Origin of the sequence: Serratia plymuthica (assembly GCF_018336935.1) — a bacterium.
GTDB classification, from domain to species: domain Bacteria; phylum Pseudomonadota; class Gammaproteobacteria; order Enterobacterales; family Enterobacteriaceae; genus Serratia; species Serratia plymuthica_B.
In genome coordinates this window covers 1,422,177-1,440,750 of record NZ_CP068771.1, presented here as the reverse complement: position 1 = coordinate 1,440,750, position 18,574 = coordinate 1,422,177, and the positions used below count along the sequence as shown (strand labels likewise).

Below are 18,574 nucleotides of genomic sequence, written 5' to 3'. Positions count from 1 at the left end.
GCCCCCTTTACTGCACTAACGCCTAACACCTGAAGAAGGAGGCGAGACCATGGTCAGCGTTTTCGATATTTTCAAAATTGGTATCGGTCCATCCAGCTCCCACACCGTCGGCCCGATGAAAGCCGGCAAGCTGTTCACCGATGATTTGATTGCCCATCAGCAGTTGATGGATACCACCCGTGTGGTCGTGGACGTGTACGGTTCGCTGTCGCTGACCGGCAAAGGTCACCACACCGACATCGCGATTATCATGGGGCTGGCGGGCAACCTGCCGCATGACGTGGACATTGACGGCATCGCCGGTTTTATCCGCGACGTAGAGCAACGTGGTCGCCTGCCGTTGGCTAACGGCCGCCATGAGGTGGATTTCCCGTTGCAAGGCGGCATGAACTTCCACAGCGATAACCTGCCGCTGCACGAAAACGGCATGCGCATTCGCGCCTTTGCCGGCGAGCAACTGCTGCACAGTAAAACCTATTACTCGACCGGCGGCGGCTTTATCGTCGACGAAGAACACTTCGGCCAGCCTGCGACAAATCAGGTTCAGGTGCCCTACCCGTTCCGATCGGCACGTGACCTGCAGCAGCACTGCAAGGACGCCGGCCTGTCGTTGTCCGGCATGGTGATGCAAAACGAGCTGGCGCTGCACAGCAAGGCCGAGATCGACGCCCACTTCGCCGACGTCTGGCAGGTGATGCGCGCCGGCATCGAGCGCGGCATGAACAGCGAAGGCCTGTTGCCCGGCCCGATGAAAGTCCAGCGCCGCGCCGCTGCCCTGCGCCGCATGCTGGTCACCGGCGACAAGAACAATATCGACCCGATGAACGTGGTTGACTGGATCAACATGTTCGCCTTCGCCGTGAACGAAGAGAACGCCGCCGGCGGCCGCGTGGTGACGGCGCCGACCAACGGTGCCTGCGGCATCATTCCGGCGGTGCTGGCCTATTACGACCAGTTTATTCGCCCGGTGAATCCGAATTCCTACACCCGCTATTTCCTGGCCTCCGGCGTGATTGGCGCGCTGTACAAGATGAACGCGTCGATTTCCGGCGCAGAAGTGGGTTGCCAGGGGGAAGTGGGCGTCGCCTGCTCAATGGCGGCGGCGGGATTGGCGGAGCTGATGGGCGGCAGCCCGGCGCAGGTTTGCATCGCGGCGGAGATCGCCATGGAGCACCATCTTGGGTTGACCTGCGATCCGCTGGCCGGCCAGGTTCAGGTGCCTTGTATCGAACGCAACGCGATTTCTGCGGTGAAGGCGGTCAACGCCGCACGCATGGCGCTGCGCCGCACCAGCGAGCCGCGCGTGTGCCTGGATAAGGTGATTGAAACCATGTACGAGACGGGCAAAGACATGAACGCCAAATACCGCGAAACGTCGCAAGGCGGCCTGGCGATCAAGGTCGTGGCCTGTAACTGATAAAAACGAGGGCGCAATGTTATCTATTGCGCCCTCTTTCATTCAGGGTGCCGTTAACCGAAGACGCTGCCGAACCACTGGGTCAGCTTCATCATCACCATGTCCCAAATGCGGCTGAAGAAGTTGCCTTCTTTCACTTCCTGCATCACCACCAGCGGGTATTGCTCGATGGTTTTACCGTCCAGTTGGAAATCAATGGTGCCCACCACCTGGTTTTTCGCCAGTGGCGCTTCCAGCGTGGGCTGATTCAGTTTGTAACTGGCTTTCAGATTTTTCATCTGCCCTTTCGGGATAGTGACCGCCGCATTCTTGGCGACGCCCAGCGGCACGTCGTTGATTTCACCGAACCACACGCGCTGGGTAACAAACGGCTTATCGGTCTTGATCGGCGTGGCGGTTTCGTAGAAGCGGAAACCCCAGGTCAGCAGTTTTTCACTTTCGCTGAAGCGAATACGGTCGCTCGGCGCGCCCAGCACCACCGAGATCAGGCGCATCGGGCCGTCGGTAGCGGATGCCACCAGGTTATGGCCGGCGCCGCCGGTGTAGCCGGTTTTGATGCCGTCGACATTCAGGTTGGTGCTCCACAGCAGGCGGTTGCGGTTAACCTGACGGATTTTGTTGAAGGTGAAATCTTTTTCTTTATGCAGCGCGTACTCATCCGGCACGTCGCGGATCAGCGCCTGGCTCAGCAGCGCCATATCGCGCGCGGTGCTGTACTGCCCTTCCGCATCCAGGCCGTGCACAGTCAGGAAATGGGTATTCTGCAGGCCCAGCGATTTGGCGTAGTTGTTCATCAGGCCGACGAACGAATCCTGGCTGCCCGCCACATAATCGGCCAATGCGATGCTGGCATCGTTACCCGACTGAATAACGATGCCCTTGTTCAATTCCATCACCGGCACCTGATCGCCCGGTTTGATGAACATCAGCGAAGAGCCGCGCAACGCCGGGTTGCCGGTTGCCCAGGCGTCCTTACCGACGGTGACCATATCCTCCGGCTTGATCTTGCCGGCCTTGATCGCCTGGCCTATCACATAACTGGACATGATCTTGGTCAGGCTGGCGGGGTCGAGACGCGTATCGGCATTGCCCTCCGTCAAGATTTTGCCGCTGTTGTAATCCATCAGCACGAACGCCTTGGCGTCAACCTGCGGGGCCGCCGGCGCATCGGCCGCGTGGAGCGCAGGTGTCGCCAGCAACAAAATGCCGACGCTAAAGGTCAATTTCTTCAGGGAGGTGGATAAGTTTTTTTTCATCATGACGTCGCCAGAGTGTCCATTCAAATCATTGAAATAGCGTTAACTTTCAAACATGTTCACGTTTTCAGCCAACCAGCGAGAGTGGCTCGGCGCGCGTTTGCCAACCGCAGACTCCCTGCGGCCCCCCAACGGGTGAGCGGCGCACCAAAAATGCCCTTGCTGTGAGTTTATTAGATTTATCTTATTTTTGCAGGGTTTAGCATGAATTTTCATCATTTTTACATAACTGTACGCTCTGTCGCGCAATTTGGATAAAAAGCCAGCCATCGGATGTTTTTTTATACCATCAATGGCTATACGGCTGCACATCTGAACCGCTGAACATCTGCGCATCCATACGTCTAAATCAGACTAATATATTCCAAAAATGCATATTGAACGGTTATTTGTTCTTTTTAATGCGCTTATTCACAGCGCTATCATCCAGATAACGGTTTTTAAACCGAATTATCCTGGAGATTACTCATGGCAATACCGCACTCCGTCATCGACATGATCGGCAATACCCCGATGCTGGAACTGACCCAGTTCGATACCGGCCCCTGCCGGCTGTTCGTCAAGCTGGAAAACCAAAACCCCGGCGGTTCGATCAAGGATCGCGTGGCGTTGTCGATGATCGAACAGGCCGAGCGCGACGGCAGCCTGCTGCCCGGCGGCACCATCATTGAAGCCACCGCCGGCAATACCGGCCTGGGGCTGGCGCTGGTGGCGGCCCTGAAGGGCTATAAACTGCTGCTGGTGGTGCCGGACAAGATGAGCCGCGAGAAGATTTTCCATCTGCGTGCGCTGGGGGTCGAAGTGGTGCTGACGCGTTCGGACGTGGGCAAAGGCCACCCGGCTTACTATCAGGATTACGCCAAACGGCTGGCGGATGAGATCCCCGGCGCGTTCTATATCGATCAGTTCAACAACCCGGCCAACCCGGCAGCCCATACCCGCACTACCGCGCCGGAGCTGTGGCAACAAATGGAGAACCGGGTGGACGCCATCGTGGTCGGCGTCGGTTCCGGCGGTACGCTGGGCGGCCTGAGCCGGTATTTTGCCGACGTATCGCCGCAAACCGAGTTTGTGTTGGCCGACCCTGCCGGTTCGATCCTGGCGGATTATCTCGATAGCGGCCAGATCGGCGAAGCCGGCAGCTGGCTGGTGGAAGGCATCGGCGAAGATTTCATTCCGCCGCTGAGCGACTTCGATCAGGTGCGTAACGCCTACCGCATCGGCGACGCCGAAGCCTTCGCCACCGCGCGCGATCTGCTGCGCAAAGAAGGCGTGTTGGCTGGCTCGTCCACCGGTACGCTTTTAGCCGCCGCGTTACGCTATTGCCGGGCGCAGACCGAGCCGAAACGCGTGGTCACCTTCGTCTGCGACAGCGGCAACAAATATCTGTCTAAAATGTATAACGATCACTGGATGCTGGAACAAGGCTTGCTGAGCAAGCCGCAGCATGGCGATCTGCGCGATCTGATCGCCTACCGCCACGATGAAGGTGCGGCGGTGTCGGCCGCGCCGGAAGATACCCTGGCGATCGTTCATGCCCGCATGCGGCTATATGATATTTCGCAATTGCCGGTGCTGGAAGGCGATCGCGTGGTCGGCCTGATCGATGAGTGGGATCTGCTCAATGCGGTTCAGGCGGACGCCAGCCACTTTAGCCTGCCGGCCACCCGCGCCATGACCCAATCCGTCAACACCTTGCAAAAAGAGGCCAGCTATCAGGATTTGCTCGCCACCTTCAATCACGGCCACGTTGCGGTGGTGCTCGATGGCGAGCGCTTCCTCGGCCTGATTACCCGGACAGACGTGCTTAACGCCTGGCGCCAAAAATTACGCTAATAAGGATTATTGTATGGCCAAGTTCGATACGTTGACCGTTCATGCCGGATATACCCCGGACGCCACCGGCGCAGTGATGCCGGCTATCTACGCCACCTCGACCTACGCCCAACCGGCGCCGGGCGAGCACAGCGGCTACGAATATTCACGCAGCGCCAACCCGACGCGCACCGCGCTGGAAAGCGCCATCGCCGAACTGGAAGGCGGCAGCCGCGGCTACGCCTTTGCCTCCGGCCTGGCGGCCTGTTCAACGGTGCTGGAGCTGCTCGATCAGGGCAGCCATCTGGTAGCGGTCGACGATCTGTACGGCGGCACCTACCGCCTGCTGGAAAAAGTACGCAGCCGCACCGCCGGTTTACGCGTCACCTATGTTTCCCCGGCGGACATCGCCGCGCTGGAACAGGCGATAGAGCCGGAAACCAAAATGATCTGGGTGGAAACGCCCACCAACCCGCTGTTGAAGCTGGCCGATCTGAGCGCCATTGCCGCTATCGCCAAAAAACACGGGTTGATCAGCGTGGCGGACAACACTTTCGCCTCACCCTATATTCAGCGGCCGCTGGAGCTGGGGTTCGATGTGGTGGTGCATTCAGCCACCAAATACCTTAACGGGCATTCCGACGTGGTGGCCGGGGTTGCCGCCGTGGGCGATAACGCGGCGCTGGCGGAACAGCTGGGCTTCTTGCAGAACGCCGTGGGCGGCATCCTCGATCCCTTCAGCAGCTTCCTGACGCTGCGCGGCATCCGTACGTTGGCGTTGCGCATGGAGCGCCACAGCAACAGCGCATTGCGTATCGCCCAGTGGCTGGAAACCCAGCCGCAGGTGGAGGACGTCTACTACCCGGGCCTGCCGAGCCACCCGCAATACGCGCTGGCGGCGAAGCAAATGAGCAGTTTCGGCGGCATGATTTCGGTCCGGCTGAAAGGCGACGACGCCTTTGCCCGCCGGGTCATCAAACGTTCGCGGCTGTTCACCCTGGCGGAAAGCCTGGGCGGCGTTGAAAGCCTGATCAGCCAGCCATTCAGCATGACCCATGCGTCGATCCCGCTGGAGCAACGGCTGAAAACCGGCATCACGCCGCAACTGCTGCGCTTGTCGGTGGGGATTGAGGATGCGGAAGATCTGATCGCGGATCTGCAACAGGCGCTGGCGGAATAACTGAAACTGGGGCAGTTACGCCCCTATTACATCCTGATAGTGGCGCTGCGCCACGTCGGGGTGGGAACGGATCCGCCCCTTCAGATAGTTAAAGCCCACGTCGCGGAACAGCGGATTATGCGGATCGCTGGCCGGCCCCTGTGCCTCTGCCGCCAGTTGCGCAGGCAGTTGATACAACGGCACCACGGCGTCTAACCGCGCCCCCAGGAAGAAGGCGATCGACAAGCGATCGCTCCCCGCCGGCGGTGTCTCCACCCGATGCACCGTAGCGCGCAAATAACCGTTGGTCGCCAGCTCCAGCAGCTCGCCGATGTTGACCACGAAGGTCTCCTCGCGCGGCTCGGCGTCGACCCAGTTCCCCTCGCTGACTTCGACCTGCAAACCTTTCTGCCGGTCCTGCAGCAAAAAGCTGAGAAAACCGGAATCCTTATGGGCGCCAACCCCTTGCCCGCTGGCGGTCGACTCGCGCCCCGGGTAACGAATCAGCTTGATATGTTCATTCGGCTTCTCGCCGTAGAGCGTATCAAACGCCTGTTCAGGCAACGAAAGCGCCAGCGCAAAGGCACGCAGTAACCGCAACGACATGTCGGTCATCGCCTGCTGCCACTGCAACAGCAGCGGTTTCAACTCAGGCAACGCCTCCGGCCATTGATTCGGCCCCTGCAAGCGCGCCCAGCGCGGCGTTTCTTCGGTCAGTGGCAACGCAGGGCGTTCCGCACCGATGTCAAATTGCTCGCGCCAGTCCGGTTGGCCGCGTGTCAGCTCGGCTGCGGCGCGGTTATAGCCGCGAAAATGCGGCGAATGCACCATCTGCACAGCCAGCTTGTCCGCTTCCGGTAGCGCGAAAAACTGCCTTGCCCGCTGCTGCAGTTGCGCATTCAGCCGGGTATCGACGCCGTGTCCGCGCAGATAAAAGAAACCTACATCACGCGCTGCCGCGCGCAAGCCGTCGAGAAATGCCTGCCGCTGCTGCGCGTCACCATCAAGCTGCGAAAGATCCAGCAGCGGCAGCGTCTTCAGCGTCAGTGGTGGTGTCATTATCCTGTTCCTCGTCATCCCCAACAAAAACCGGGCCGGTATAAAGGCGAATTATCAACATTTTCAGCTCCTGAATGGCCTGTGCATGCCCCTATAGTTACCACCCGGCCTGACGGGCGAGCCAATATTGTTGCGTTCTAAGATATGCAAAGGTTCAACAAAGTGACGCAAAACCGTCATCAAAGTTTCTTATGCTCTGCGCAATTTCGTCGCCGCCACTGGCTGGCGGCCTAGGGTATCCGCTATTGTTGTAGGCAACCCCCTTTCCCTCCCTGCCTGCCGGAGAAATATTGATGGATTTAGCCTTGTTCGACCTGGATGAGACCCTGATTGATGATGACAGCGCCAGCCTGTGGATCCGCTGGCTGGTTACGCAAGGGTTCGCGCCGGCGGAACTGGAACAGCAGGAACAGCAACTGATGCAGCTCTATTACCAAGGCAAGCTGTCCATGGAAGATTACATGCAAGCCACCCTGGCGCCGCTGGCCGGCTTAAGCACCCAGACGGTGGCCGGTTGGGTACAGCGCTATATCCGGCGCGACATCCTGCCGCGGGTTTATCCCGCCGCACGTGAGCGGTTGCTGTGGCACCGCGAACGCGGCGACTGCATTCTGGTCATTTCCGCCACCGGCGAACATCTGGTCGCGCCTATTGCCGAACAACTCGGCGCCGACGGAGCGCTGGCGATTGGCGTCTCTGTTGAAGACGGGCGCTTCACCGGTAACACCTACGGCACCATGACCTATCAGAAAGGCAAGGTGATCCGCCTGAAACAGTGGCTGGCGGAACACCCGGAGCTGAGCTTCGAACACAGCCATGGTTACAGCGACTCGCTGAACGACAAGGCGATGCTGGAATATGTCGACAGCGCTACCGTGATTAACCCGGACCGCGATCTGCATGCGTTGGCGACCGAGCACGGTTGGGAAGTGTGCCGTTGGGAGCGCTGAAAAGCAGGCAAAAAATGCCTTTCGGGTGTGACAAAAACAAAACTGTAGCGTAAGAATAATCGCTTAGGTTCGTTAATCCGCTGAAGCTTAAAGAGGCGCTCTATGCTGACCATCTGGGGTCGTGAGAATTCAAATAATGTCAGGAAAGTGCTGTGGTGCGCCGCAGAGCTGGAGTTGAGCTACACCCATATCAATGCCGGAGGCGCATTCGGTAAGGTGAACGAGGAAGCCTACCGTTCATTAAACCCGAACGGCCTGGTGCCGCTGCTGCAAGATGACGACTTCGTGCTGTGGGAATCGAACACCATCGTACGCTATCTGGCGGCGAAGTTCGGCAGCGAGCCATTCTACCCGCAGGATCTGCAAGCCCGCGCCAGCGCAGAGAAGTGGATGGACTGGACCACTTCCACTATCGTCGCGTCCTTCTCCATCGTGTTCTGGGGCCTGGTGCGCACCAAACCTGAACTGCGCGACATGGCGAAGATCGAAGCGGCGATCGCCACGCTGGAAAAACACTTCGATGTGGTGGAAGCCACTCTGGGCAGCCAGCCTTATCTGTCCGGCGAAACCCTGGGTTTCGGCGACATTCCGCTCGGCAGCTTTGCTTACGCCTGGTTCTCCATGCCGATTGAGCGCCGTCCGCGCCCGAACATGGAGCGTTGGTACCAGCGGTTGACCGAACGCCCGGCCTATCAACGCGCCGTGATGAGCGAGTTAACCTGAGTGTTGCGCGCCCCTGTGGGGCGCTACGATTTCTCCGTCAGCCCGACGCGCAACAGCTTGCCGTTATCCGCGTCGGTCAACAGATAAATATAGCCATCCGGCCCGGTCCGCACCTCGCGGATCCTTTCCCCCCGATCCTCCAGCAACCGCTGTTCGGCGATCACCTTGTCCCCCTGCAACGTCAAACGAATCAAGGCCTCCTGCGCCAGCGCACCGATAAATAGCGAGCCCTGCCATTCCGGGAAACGGCTGCCGTTGTAGAACGCCATACCGCTGATGCCCGGCGACACTTGCCAGAAATGCAGCGGCTGTTCGGTACCCGCCACCTGCTGCCCTTTCGCCTCCGGGATCGCTAACCCGGAGTAATTGATACCGTAGGTGGCGATAGGCCAGCCGTAATTTTTACCCGCCCGGGGAAGGTTGATCTCATCGCCGCCGCGTGGGCCGTGCTCGTGCTCCCAGAGCGCTCCGCTCCACGGGTTCAGCGCCAGCCCTTGCGGGTTACGGTGACCATAAGACCAGATTTCCGGCCGCTTGCCGGCCTGGCCGACAAACGGATTATCCGGCGGTACCGCGCCGTCGGCCGTTAAGCGCACCACCTTGCCCTGCAGCTTGTCCAAATCCTGCGCGGTCGGCCGTTGGTTATTTTCACCCAACGCGATAAACAGATAGCCCTGACGATCGAACGCCAACTTGCCGCCAAAATGGTTGCCGACCGACAGCTTCGGCTGCTGGCGGAAAATCACCCTGAAATCGTCCAGCCGCCGGTTGTCGGCGCTCAACCGCCCGTAGCCCACCGCGGTGCCCGCCTTGCCGTTATCACCCGCCTCGGCAAAGCTGAGATAGACCCGCCGGCTGTCGGCAAAATCTGGCGCCAACAGCACGTCCAACAGGCCGCCCTGGCCTTCGGCATACACCTGCGGCACGCCGGTAATCGGCGCTGACAGCCCTTTGCCCTGCTGCCATAGCCGCAAACGCCCCGGCCGTTCGGTAATTAACATCCCCTGCTCGCCGGGCAAAAACGCCAGCGACCACGGGTGTTCCAGATTGTCTTGCAACTGCGTTACCGCCGGTGCGGCCTGCAGCAGGCCACTGAATAACAGCAAACCGGCCATCATGGTCAATCGGGGCATGGCATCCTCCTGGACAAAAAACCGACCCATTCAGTGTAGCCCAGCAGGTCGATTCCGACGTTTGTTTTAAATTTCAATATGTTGAATTTTCGCCAAACTGAGCTTAAGTTAACGGATTACTCAGGAGGAAACATGGATATCACCGTAACCGATACGCTCAGTGAAGACACCCTTGACGCCATCCGACAAGGTCTGCGGGCACACAACAGCCCGTACATCGATCCCAGCCAGCGCAAACCGCTTGGCGTCTATACCCGGGATGCTTCCGGTCAGGTCGTGGCTGGGCTGACCGCAGAGACCTGGGGTAACTGGCTCAGTGTAGATTGGTTATGGGTGGCAGATTCGCAGCGTGGCACCGGGCTGGGGCGCCAAGTGCTGCTGGCAGCCGAACAGGAAGCTATCGCCCGCGGTTGTCGCTATGTTCGTTTAGATACCTTCAGTTTTCAGGCACGGCCGTTCTACGAGAAACTTGGCTACCAACTCCAGATGACGCTACAGAATTACCCGGTGGAGCATGAATGTTATCTCCTCACCAAAACCCTTATTGAATAAAACAGGTGGCCTGATGGAAACCGCAACCATGGTTGTGAACAGCGTGGCGTACAAAGCCGGTAAACGGCTGGGTGAAGTGACCATCGATGACATCAGCGAGGTGGTCAAACAGCCGGACACCTTCGTCTGGCTCGGGCTTTGGCAGCCGGAGGACGCCTTTATGCGCAAGGTGCAGGAAGAGTTTGGCCTGCACGATCTGGCGATTGAGGATGCGCTGTGCGCCCACCAACGGCCCAAGCTCGAAACCTACGGCGATTCGTTGTTTATCGTGGTCAAAACCGCGCAGTGGGGCGAGAACGAAGTCGAGTACGGTGAAACCCACTTCTTCGTGGGTAAAAACTTTTTGATCACGGTGCGCCATGGCGCGTCACCCAGCTATGCGCCTATCAGAGCCAAAGCGGAGGAGAACCGGAAGCAGCTGTGCCACGGACCCGGATTTGCGCTGTATTCGGTGCTGGATTTTATCGTGGATAACTACCGCACCGTAGTGGCCAAATTCGAGGCGAGCATCGAGGGCATCGAAGCCAACATGTTCAAATCGGAGTTTGATCAGGCCGCCATCGAGAACGTCTATACCCTACGGCGGCACCTGCTGGCGCTGCGCAATGCCGCGTGGCCGATGGACGAAATCTGTAACCAACTCATTCGCCTGCATGAAGAGGTGATCCCGAAGGAGCTGCGTGCCTACGTGCGGGACGTTCAGGATCATGCACGTCAGGTGGTCAGCAACATCGACGACATGCGCGAAATGCTGACCAATGCGATGCACGTGAACCTGGCGCTGGTCACCGTCAAACAGAACGAAGTGGTGAAACGCCTGGCGGGCTGGGGGGCGATCCTGGCGATCCCGACAGTGGTTTTCAGCCTGTACGGCATGAACTTTGCCGACATGCCTGAGCTGAAATTCCCCTGGGCCTACCACGCCACCCTCGGGGTGACCGTCGCCGGCTGTTTCTTCCTGTATCAGAAACTGAAGAAATCCGGCTGGCTGTAACCAGGAAAACGGCGCTTGTCGGCGCCGTTAGCGATGGAAAGTTACCTGTCAATTCACCAATCTTATTCCACACTGACCGGCAGTGTGACTTCGGGCAGCCTGGCGCCATAACGGCTCAGTGGCGTTAAGCCAATGGATACCGGTGAGCCATTGACGGGCACGCGCCGGGCTTCGCCCGCCATCAGATAAAGCGAGTCCAGTGGCAAAAAGCCCTCGCCAGGGTTCAATTTGAGCTGAGGGGCAAAGCGAATCACATGCTTGCCCGTATTGCTCAACACCAATGCCTGCCGATCGCGCGTGATTTTCAAATCCGTCCAGGGCGTCCCGGTCATCGCGACAGCGGCGGGCTGAATGATTAAACTGACGCTCTGACGTATCGGCATCTGGGCGCTATTTTCCACCACCTGCATGATGCCTTCGAACGACGCTTTCAACATCACCTCATGGGTGAGCGTGCTCCCCTTTTTCAGCAAAAAGTTCACTTGTTGACTCTGGCCCGGCTCAATGCGGGTGATCGGGGGGGAGAGCAACACATTCTTGCTAAAACCCGCGTTATCCAAATCTTCAACCTGGCTCGCCAACAATATCGGTGCCTGAGAGGTATTTTGGATCGTAAAACTGACCCTCCCCTCCTTTTCTTCCAAAACGATGCCGGTGCTTTCCAGTTGAAATGCCCCCCAGGCCGGCGTCATCACCAACAACAGCCCACAGATCCAACCTATTTCCCTCATTCGCCTCACGAGCGACGCCATCGTCTTCACAGCTATTACGTTCATAACGCCCCTTAACATCCATTTGATTTCCACAATAACTTCCTTCAACGGCAGACAGCGTCTTCCGCTTCATACAACGCCTCCGGATCGAATACCTCCGGCACCCGGTAGGACAACAAGCATTCGGGCTGATTGGGGACGCGCAGACGCAGTGTTTTACCGATATCGGCATTGACCAGCATCACGTTGCCGTCTCCAATTAACGTCCCCATAAATCCTCCCGCCTCATCGTATACCGCCGCCCCCTGAGGCAAGGAAGCACCAGAGGCCGTACGCACGGTCAACAGCAACTGCCGTACCTCGGTCACTTTGAACTGCCGTTTGACGACGGAGCCTCGCGCCACCCTGAAGGCCGTGTGCGTGCTGTCCAATCTCACATTCAGCGGCAGTTTTTGCGTATTCACGTTGGCCTGAATATCCATGTAAGGCTCAATGACCGGCAACAAGGCATCCCCGGAGAAATCCGTTATTCCCCCGGAACCGCCAGAAACGGTCACGGGCACCCCCGACTGCCGCGGCAAGCTCACTACCGCCAGAGAGTCCCCAATCCATTGCGGTGATGTCGCCAGAACGCCGTTGGCGTAGGCCATCGCCCCCGAAGACGAGAGATTAAAGGCGCTGCTCCCCTGATTGGTACGCGAGGCTCCAGCAGCCAACCTGGCATAAGCCGTTTTAAGATTTAACGACCCTCCCACACTGCGTTCTTGATCCGCAGCGCTCGTATCCAGCGTATAGTCGAAATTTTCGCTGCCCCCGTTTTGGTACTGACTCCCGAACGTACTGCGATTACTTTTAGAACGCTGAAAACGGTTGCTGAGGCTCCCGCTTCCCAACGGTAAAGAGAGGCTGACATACAGCGCGGCCGGTTCGTTGGCGGACGACTGCAGATTGAGGCTTAACGTCGTACGCTCGAAGGAACGGGTTACGCCCACAATATGCATGAGGCTGCTCTGGCCGCGATAATAGCGGTTCTGCGACAGGCTATAGCTGAACGCCCCCAACTCCGGAACAAATATCGACATCGCCAATCCGCTGGCGCTGCGAAGCCGGGAGGAACTGTCCCTACCGCCCAGGGAAGCCGAACTCAAGGCCTCATCGGGATCCTGATATTTTTCAGTTCGATAAAGAGAGAAGAGCGACAGGGAAAGCCGCTCGCCGAGCTGGATTTGCCCTTGCCCCTCCAGCTGCCCCCCCCGCCGCTGACGCCCATTCGAAGACAACGCGGACGCCGACAGGCTTCCTTTTTCGCCCTCAAAGATATCTCCACGTAATGCCAAATTCTGGTAATTCGACGCCAGCAGCCCGCCAAACGTGGCCTGCCGGCGCTGGCCGACGGCCCATGTTTTTTCCCCCAACAATAACAATGGAATGCCTGACGGCGGCGGTTCAGCCTGATACCGGCGATAGCGCCCAATCCCAAGTTGATAACTGCCGTGCCCTCCCCCGGCCCCCGTTGCCGGTATATTCACCGGGAAACTTTGTTTTTGCCCATTCTCTTCGGTGATCTCAACCGTCGCCTCGACGCCTGGCATCACCGTCCCGCCGCTATTGAGGCTGAATGGCCCCGGCGGAACCAGGGTGCGGTATACCGTTCTTCCGCGCTGGCGTATTTCGACCGTGGCGTTACTCTGCGCCACGCCCTGGATAGGTAACAGCCAACGGCCGGAGGTCACCTGGCCTTCATCGGTGAATAATTGGCCGCCAAGTAACGGCAGCCCGCTATACAATGAGCCACGAGCACCAAACTCACCCAATTGCAGTACCGACGACCAGGGTTCAATGCTGCGCCATGCCGCTGTTTCCTGGTATTCAACACGGTTGCTATAACCATCACGAGAGAACTGGCTGCGGTTACGGATCACCCAATTGCCCACGTTGATGCCGGGTTCAAAGGTGCCCATCAAGGAGGTTTGCTGACTGTAGCCACTGCGAAATTGCTGACCAAACAGGTCGTAGTTCAATAAGGCCGCGTAACCGCCCCGCTGTTCATTACTCGCCAGATCGGGATCAAAAGCACGTTCAGGCACCGTCAATAAAACGCGAAATCTGCCGGGCTCGACGTTCACTGTCGCCTCCGGCCACAGGCTTTCTAACGCCACACAGGATGCAGGGAGCTCTCGACGATAAAGCTTCATCATCATTAACAGCGACTCATCCATACAAGGTTGCCCTTCCTGGCCAAACTGCATGTCAGCCTCGTAAGTTTGTGCTGCATTCACCTCGATCGTCACGGCGTGCACCCCGGGCAAAAAACGTGCGCGATCAAAAAAACCGGCGATATCGGACGAATACCCCCTACCCATGAGGGTTTTTACATCAAACGCCGTGTGCGTTTCCGCTGAAATGCCTTTAAATACGGCGCAAGAGAGCAAAACGGCCAGCCAACGTAACCGCAAACGGGGTGTCCTCGAGAAAACGAATAAGGGGGAGCAGAACTCCCCCAATACAGCAGCGCTTACCGGCAAGCCAGCAAGACGAACGAGAAGCCCGTCGCGAGTTTTGCAGAGCGCAGATTGCGCTTAAATCCCGTAGCTGAACGCCAGGGTCGCGGAACCATCAAGCTTAGCCTGATCGGTGATGGGGCCATTCATCGCTTTTTCTGATGCCAGATGAGGTTTTACCAGAAGCGTGCCGGCAAATGACTTACCGCCGACCTGATTGTTATCCCCTCTGCTCCAGCCCGTGCGAGCGCCCGGTTGCAGATAGTTGATTGGCATGCTCGTGAAGGTGGAGCCTTTCGTTGTAAAGGTGCCGGTGGAAACACCATCCACTAGAGCCTGCATCAACTCCACCGTGTAATAGCCCAATTTACCGGAACCATTTACCGCACCGAGGCCAAAGTTTCTGTCATTGGCGGTGCTGGCGGTGCCCGCCCGGTTATCTACCGTTTTGAAACTGAGGAAAGTCGCACTGTCGCAGGTCACCGCAAAGACGATTGGCACCGCAGCCAGCTCCGTATCACTTGTTTGCTTGATACCGGTTACGGAGATCTTGCCAAGCTCAACGGTGCCACTACTACCGTTCACTAAATTACAGCTCGGTGTAGTAAAGGCCCCCGTGACTTTTAACTCGATAGACGGTGCCGACCATGCGCTGCTGATCGATAAAAAAACGGCTGACAGCATGGCGCCGCCCAAAAAAGTATTTTTCATATTCATTATTTCCATATATTTGATAAAAAGAATCACGCTTCCTGCCAATTATTCATGGCGAGGGTTAGACTCATCGAAAGAAGGCAATATCATTGCCTTATTTATTGCAAAGGAAAATTCCCATTCCAGAGCAACAAAATTGCTTGCCAACAACCAAAGATAGAAAGAGTGAGCCCGAGCTGAACGAGCAGTGCCAACAATTTGTCCTCTTAATCACCGGGCATCACGATGCCTTACAGGCCAAACTCAAAGCTTATCGTCATAGAGCCGTCCACCGTTTCACCTTCTAATGCGCGGCTTTTAGCCGCACCGGCGGCAGTCAGAAAAGGGTAAACGGTAATATCGGCACTAAACAGCCGGCCGCTGTGCAGCGCCACGTCGCCCTGCCACCATCCCATAGGGCGCCCCGAACGCATACGGGCAGAATCACCGCCGCCTGGCGCCAAGACCCGTGCAGGTTTTCCGTTGACCGTGGCGTTAGCGATCTCGACATAGTAATACCCCAACGCCTCGCCGCCACTGCGCCCGAGAAGGCCGTAGCTCGCCGGTTCCGACGATGTCCCGACAACGGCGCGATTATCGGTGGCCAGCAGTTTTAAATAGGTTTCCGCCTCACACTGAATGCGCCAGGTTTGGCTAAGCGGTGCCAACGCGATTTTCGTCGACTTCCCTGATGTGACCGGTAATGTGCCTAAGTCATAAACGCCGTTATTCGGTGCAACGACAAAACAACCTGGCGCGGCCAAGGTTCCAACCACCCGGATGTCTACTGCCGAAGCCCCCGCCCAACTGGCCTCTATAGGGAAACTTAGAAGGGAAAACACGGCCATACATTTTATATTCATATATTTTTTCACATATCTTCCCTGAGAATAATCAAGAGCTAATCCATCACGGATATAAATAACGTATTTACGTGAACCTACAGCAGGAAATTATTACAATAAAAATCCAGAATACCAACCTCACCCTGAAATAAATTGGAAACTTTAAGAATTCATCATCCTTTTTCTTCATCAAGACAAATAAATAGAAAGAAACATATATAAAAATAGAATGGTTTATTAAATAAATGAGCTTTACAGGTGCGCTTGCACTGCGTCTACCCTCCCGCACGCGGACGACGTGATCCCATTGATGGCAGAAGACAACATCCTGACGTACCTGGATATTCCGCTGCAGCACGCCAGCCCGAAAATCCTCAAGCTAATGAAGCCTAGAGCGCACGCAGGAACGCATCAAGCACTGACGTGAAAGTTGGCGACATGGTGCGGGTGAAAATCGAAAGCGACGACGAATACGATCGGTGGGGCAGCCGGGTATCATCGACCGCCCCGCTGTTTCAATACAGCATCGGCCGCCGATCGCGGTGCACGTGATTGTAGCGGCCAATGTGTTTATCATCAGCAGCACTCAGGTCGATCTCGGCCAGAAGCATGCCTTCGCCAGGTAAACTTTCTGCCCCCGCCAGCGGATAACCATCGGCATCGACAATCACTGAGCCCCCGACCCAATCAACGCCCCGTTCCTTCCCGCAGCGATCGCTCACCGCAATAAACAGACGGTTAACCGCAGCATTGGCCTGAACCTTTACCACCTCAACCGGCCGCTCTCCCTGCGGAGGCGGTGCCGACGGCCAATTTACCGGCGCGCATAGCAGTTGTGCACCAGACAGCGCGGGCAAACGTACCCACTCGGGAAATTCGAGATCGTAACAAATCATCATGGACAGTTGCCCAAAACGGGTCTCGATAACCGGCGGCGATTGATCGCCCGCAGTAAAGATCGCACTTTCCTCATGCCACAGATGCACTTTGCGATAAACCGCACGCACACCACGCGCATCGATCAATACACAGCTATTTGCTACCTGCCCAGCTCCCAGCGTTTCGCAGAAACCGGCGACGACAACCACATCAAGCTCCCGCGCCAGGGCCGCCCACAAACTGATGCTGGGTCCGTCGCAAGGCTCCGAGAGCGCCGCCGCCTCCGCCCGATCTTGAAAAACGTATCCGCTGTTCACCAGTTCGGGCAATACGATGATGTTCGCTCCACGCTGTGCCGCGTTACGGATCGCCTGAGTGGAGATCTGTCGGTTATAGTCCGGCTCACCGATCCTTGGCGCCAGTTGGCAACATGCTACGATCGCCTTGCCCATCACTCTTTCCCCCCTTCCAACAAGCGTTCATTATGTACCGCCACCTGCCGTTCAGTCTCAAGATCAAGCGTCCGGCACATGAATACATATAGCCCTCCGGCGACCAGCAAACCGATCAGGAAAGCGATATCCGCACCGCCCAAAGCCGCAGCAAGCGGGCCGGTGTAAAAACTCAGCGACATAAATGGCACCATCGCCAATAAACCTATCACATAAGCCACCAGGCCGGGACGGCCCCAGTGGCCGTAGATCCCTTCAGGATTGAAGATTTCGCCAATTGCATAGTGACCATTGCGCACGACGTAAAAATCCACCAGGTTAACCGCAGTCCAGGGCACCAGAAAATACAGCATCAACAGCACGAAAGTATTGAAGCTGACGAGGTAGCTTTGCGGGATCGCCAGAGCCACGGCGAACACCACCACGGCAATCGCACCAATGCCGATGATCCGCAACCTGAGCGTCGCCGTAACCTTGCGGAAGGCATCGATGGCGCTGAGACTGGTGAGCATCGCCCCATAACAATTGACGGCCATAATGCCAACCAATGACGGTACCGCGATCAACACGGCGAAGGTCCCGAAACCCGGATGAAAAGCATTCCCCACCTGACGAACGCTGCCGATCGCATCCGGCGTCGGTAGAGCAGAAGCCAGGAATGCGCCCAGCGACATCAACCAAAGTGCCGATCCCGCTGCGCCGAGGTAAGTCCAGAAAATCACCCGGGCGGATGAAGTTTCATGCGGCAAGTAGCGTGAATAATCGGAAACGTATACTGCATAACTGATTTGGTATCCCGCAGCGGCTGACAGTTGGATCAGAAACGCCGCCCATGAAAAATGACCGCCACCGGCAACCGCGTCCATTTGCAGGCTCAGCACGGCGCTGACGGTAAGCACACCAAACACCGCCATCATCACGTAGGTCAACCAACGCTGTACGGTATGCAACAGATCGTGCCCAACAATCGCCAGCAGCACCGCGACCACAATCAGCAGCAGATACCAGGGCACACGATGGCCCGGCAGAACGGTGTTAATCGCATCGGTCGCCAGAATCACATTGAAAACGTTGAAACCAACGTAGACAAACACCACGGCGGTGAAAGGAACGATAGCCCCACGCAGGCCGAACTGGGCGCGTGATTGAATCATCTGCGGCAGCCCCATTCGCGGCCCCTGATTAGCATGGCAGGCCATGAAGAATGTGCCGAAGCAGACACCGATGACGATGGCCAGCATCGAATAAACCGCCCCCAGGCCAAGTGCCGGTCCGGTAAACCCCACCACCATGGTGGTGAGGACAAAGTTACCGGTGAACCAAAAAGGCGCCTGATGCCAAACCTTGCCATGCCGCTCGCGACGGGGAACGTAGTCGATCGAACGGACTTCAATCTTCGGGCGTGACGCTTCGTTGCCGTTGCTCATGAAACT

16 protein-coding genes and 1 pseudogene are annotated in these 18,574 nt (G+C 57.4%); 8 read left to right on the top strand and 9 right to left on the bottom strand.

The window, feature by feature from the left end:
- Positions 1-49 precede the first annotated feature (49 nt).
- A complete protein-coding gene (locus tag JK621_RS06820; RefSeq protein ID WP_212559163.1) occupies positions 50-1,417 on the top strand; it encodes an L-serine ammonia-lyase in 1,368 nt (455 codons plus the stop codon).
- Between the two features lie 53 nt (positions 1,418-1,470).
- Here the strand turns inward: JK621_RS06820 and JK621_RS06815 are convergent, their stop codons facing one another.
- Positions 1,471-2,676: a serine hydrolase gene (locus JK621_RS06815; protein ID WP_212559162.1), complete on the bottom strand. Its 1,206-nt coding sequence runs from the start codon at positions 2,674-2,676 to the stop codon at positions 1,471-1,473.
- Between the two features lie 465 nt (positions 2,677-3,141).
- Between JK621_RS06815 and JK621_RS06810 the strand changes: the two genes are divergently transcribed.
- The gene (locus JK621_RS06810) at positions 3,142-4,509 is read left to right on the top strand and encodes a pyridoxal-phosphate dependent enzyme (RefSeq protein ID WP_212559161.1); all 1,368 of its coding nucleotides are present in this window, start codon (positions 3,142-3,144) and stop codon (positions 4,507-4,509) included.
- 13 nt (positions 4,510-4,522) lie between these two features.
- Entirely contained in the window at positions 4,523-5,668 is a 1,146-nt protein-coding gene (locus tag JK621_RS06805) for a trans-sulfuration enzyme family protein (RefSeq protein ID WP_212559160.1), read from the top strand.
- Between the two features lie 15 nt (positions 5,669-5,683).
- Here the strand turns inward: JK621_RS06805 and JK621_RS06800 are convergent, their stop codons facing one another.
- On the bottom strand, positions 5,684-6,706 hold the full coding sequence (locus JK621_RS06800) for an isopenicillin N synthase family dioxygenase (protein ID WP_212559159.1): 1,023 nt from the start codon (positions 6,704-6,706) through the stop codon (positions 5,684-5,686).
- 293 nt (positions 6,707-6,999) lie between these two features.
- Here JK621_RS06800 and JK621_RS06795 point away from each other — a divergent pair, with 293 nt between their 5' ends.
- Positions 7,000-7,656 (top strand): HAD family hydrolase, encoded by a 657-nt coding sequence (locus tag JK621_RS06795; RefSeq protein ID WP_212559158.1) that lies wholly within the window; start codon positions 7,000-7,002, stop codon positions 7,654-7,656.
- A gap of 102 nt (positions 7,657-7,758) precedes the next feature.
- Positions 7,759-8,379, top strand: a complete 621-nt coding sequence (locus JK621_RS06790) for a glutathione S-transferase family protein (protein ID WP_212559157.1) — start codon at positions 7,759-7,761, stop codon at positions 8,377-8,379.
- A gap of 23 nt (positions 8,380-8,402) precedes the next feature.
- Here the strand turns inward: JK621_RS06790 and JK621_RS06785 are convergent, their stop codons facing one another.
- Positions 8,403-9,512 carry a PQQ-dependent sugar dehydrogenase gene (locus JK621_RS06785; protein ID WP_212559156.1) on the bottom strand — a complete coding sequence of 370 codons (1,110 nt, stop codon included), beginning with the start codon at positions 9,510-9,512 and terminating at the stop codon, positions 8,403-8,405.
- A 132-nt stretch (positions 9,513-9,644) separates the two neighbouring features.
- Here JK621_RS06785 and JK621_RS06780 point away from each other — a divergent pair, with 132 nt between their 5' ends.
- Complete coding sequence (locus JK621_RS06780; RefSeq protein ID WP_212559155.1) at positions 9,645-10,064, top strand: GNAT family N-acetyltransferase; 420 nt, start codon at positions 9,645-9,647, stop codon at positions 10,062-10,064.
- Between the two features lie 13 nt (positions 10,065-10,077).
- Positions 10,078-11,058: a magnesium and cobalt transport protein CorA gene (locus JK621_RS06775; protein WP_212559154.1), complete on the top strand. Its 981-nt coding sequence runs from the start codon at positions 10,078-10,080 to the stop codon at positions 11,056-11,058.
- 62 nt (positions 11,059-11,120) lie between these two features.
- Here the strand turns inward: JK621_RS06775 and JK621_RS06770 are convergent, their stop codons facing one another.
- From JK621_RS06770 to JK621_RS06755, 4 genes are all read right to left on the bottom strand, one after another.
- Positions 11,121-11,864 (bottom strand): fimbria/pilus chaperone family protein, encoded by a 744-nt coding sequence (locus tag JK621_RS06770; protein ID WP_249337149.1) that lies wholly within the window; start codon positions 11,862-11,864, stop codon positions 11,121-11,123.
- An 11-nt stretch (positions 11,865-11,875) separates the two neighbouring features.
- Entirely contained in the window at positions 11,876-14,227 is a 2,352-nt protein-coding gene (locus JK621_RS06765) for a fimbria/pilus outer membrane usher protein (RefSeq protein ID WP_249337148.1), read from the bottom strand.
- Between the two features lie 123 nt (positions 14,228-14,350).
- Complete coding sequence (locus JK621_RS06760; protein WP_212559153.1) at positions 14,351-15,019, bottom strand: DUF1120 domain-containing protein; 669 nt, start codon at positions 15,017-15,019, stop codon at positions 14,351-14,353.
- Between the two features lie 197 nt (positions 15,020-15,216).
- Positions 15,217-15,840: a hypothetical protein gene (locus tag JK621_RS06755; RefSeq protein ID WP_212559152.1), complete on the bottom strand. Its 624-nt coding sequence runs from the start codon at positions 15,838-15,840 to the stop codon at positions 15,217-15,219.
- 231 nt (positions 15,841-16,071) lie between these two features.
- Here JK621_RS06755 and JK621_RS06750 point away from each other — a divergent pair.
- Positions 16,072-16,198, top strand: a pseudogene (locus JK621_RS06750) (hypothetical protein); the annotation flags it as partial.
- A gap of 127 nt (positions 16,199-16,325) precedes the next feature.
- Here JK621_RS06750 and JK621_RS06745 read toward each other — a convergent pair.
- Both JK621_RS06745 and JK621_RS06740 read right to left on the bottom strand, forming a co-directional pair.
- On the bottom strand, positions 16,326-17,141 hold the full coding sequence (locus JK621_RS06745; protein ID WP_212559151.1) for a nitrilase family protein: 816 nt from the start codon (positions 17,139-17,141) through the stop codon (positions 16,326-16,328).
- The gene (locus JK621_RS06740) at positions 17,141-18,568 is read right to left on the bottom strand and encodes a purine-cytosine permease family protein (RefSeq protein ID WP_212559150.1); all 1,428 of its coding nucleotides are present in this window, start codon (positions 18,566-18,568) and stop codon (positions 17,141-17,143) included. Before JK621_RS06740 ends, JK621_RS06745 begins: the two co-directional genes overlap by 1 nt.
- Positions 18,569-18,574 lie beyond the last annotated feature (6 nt).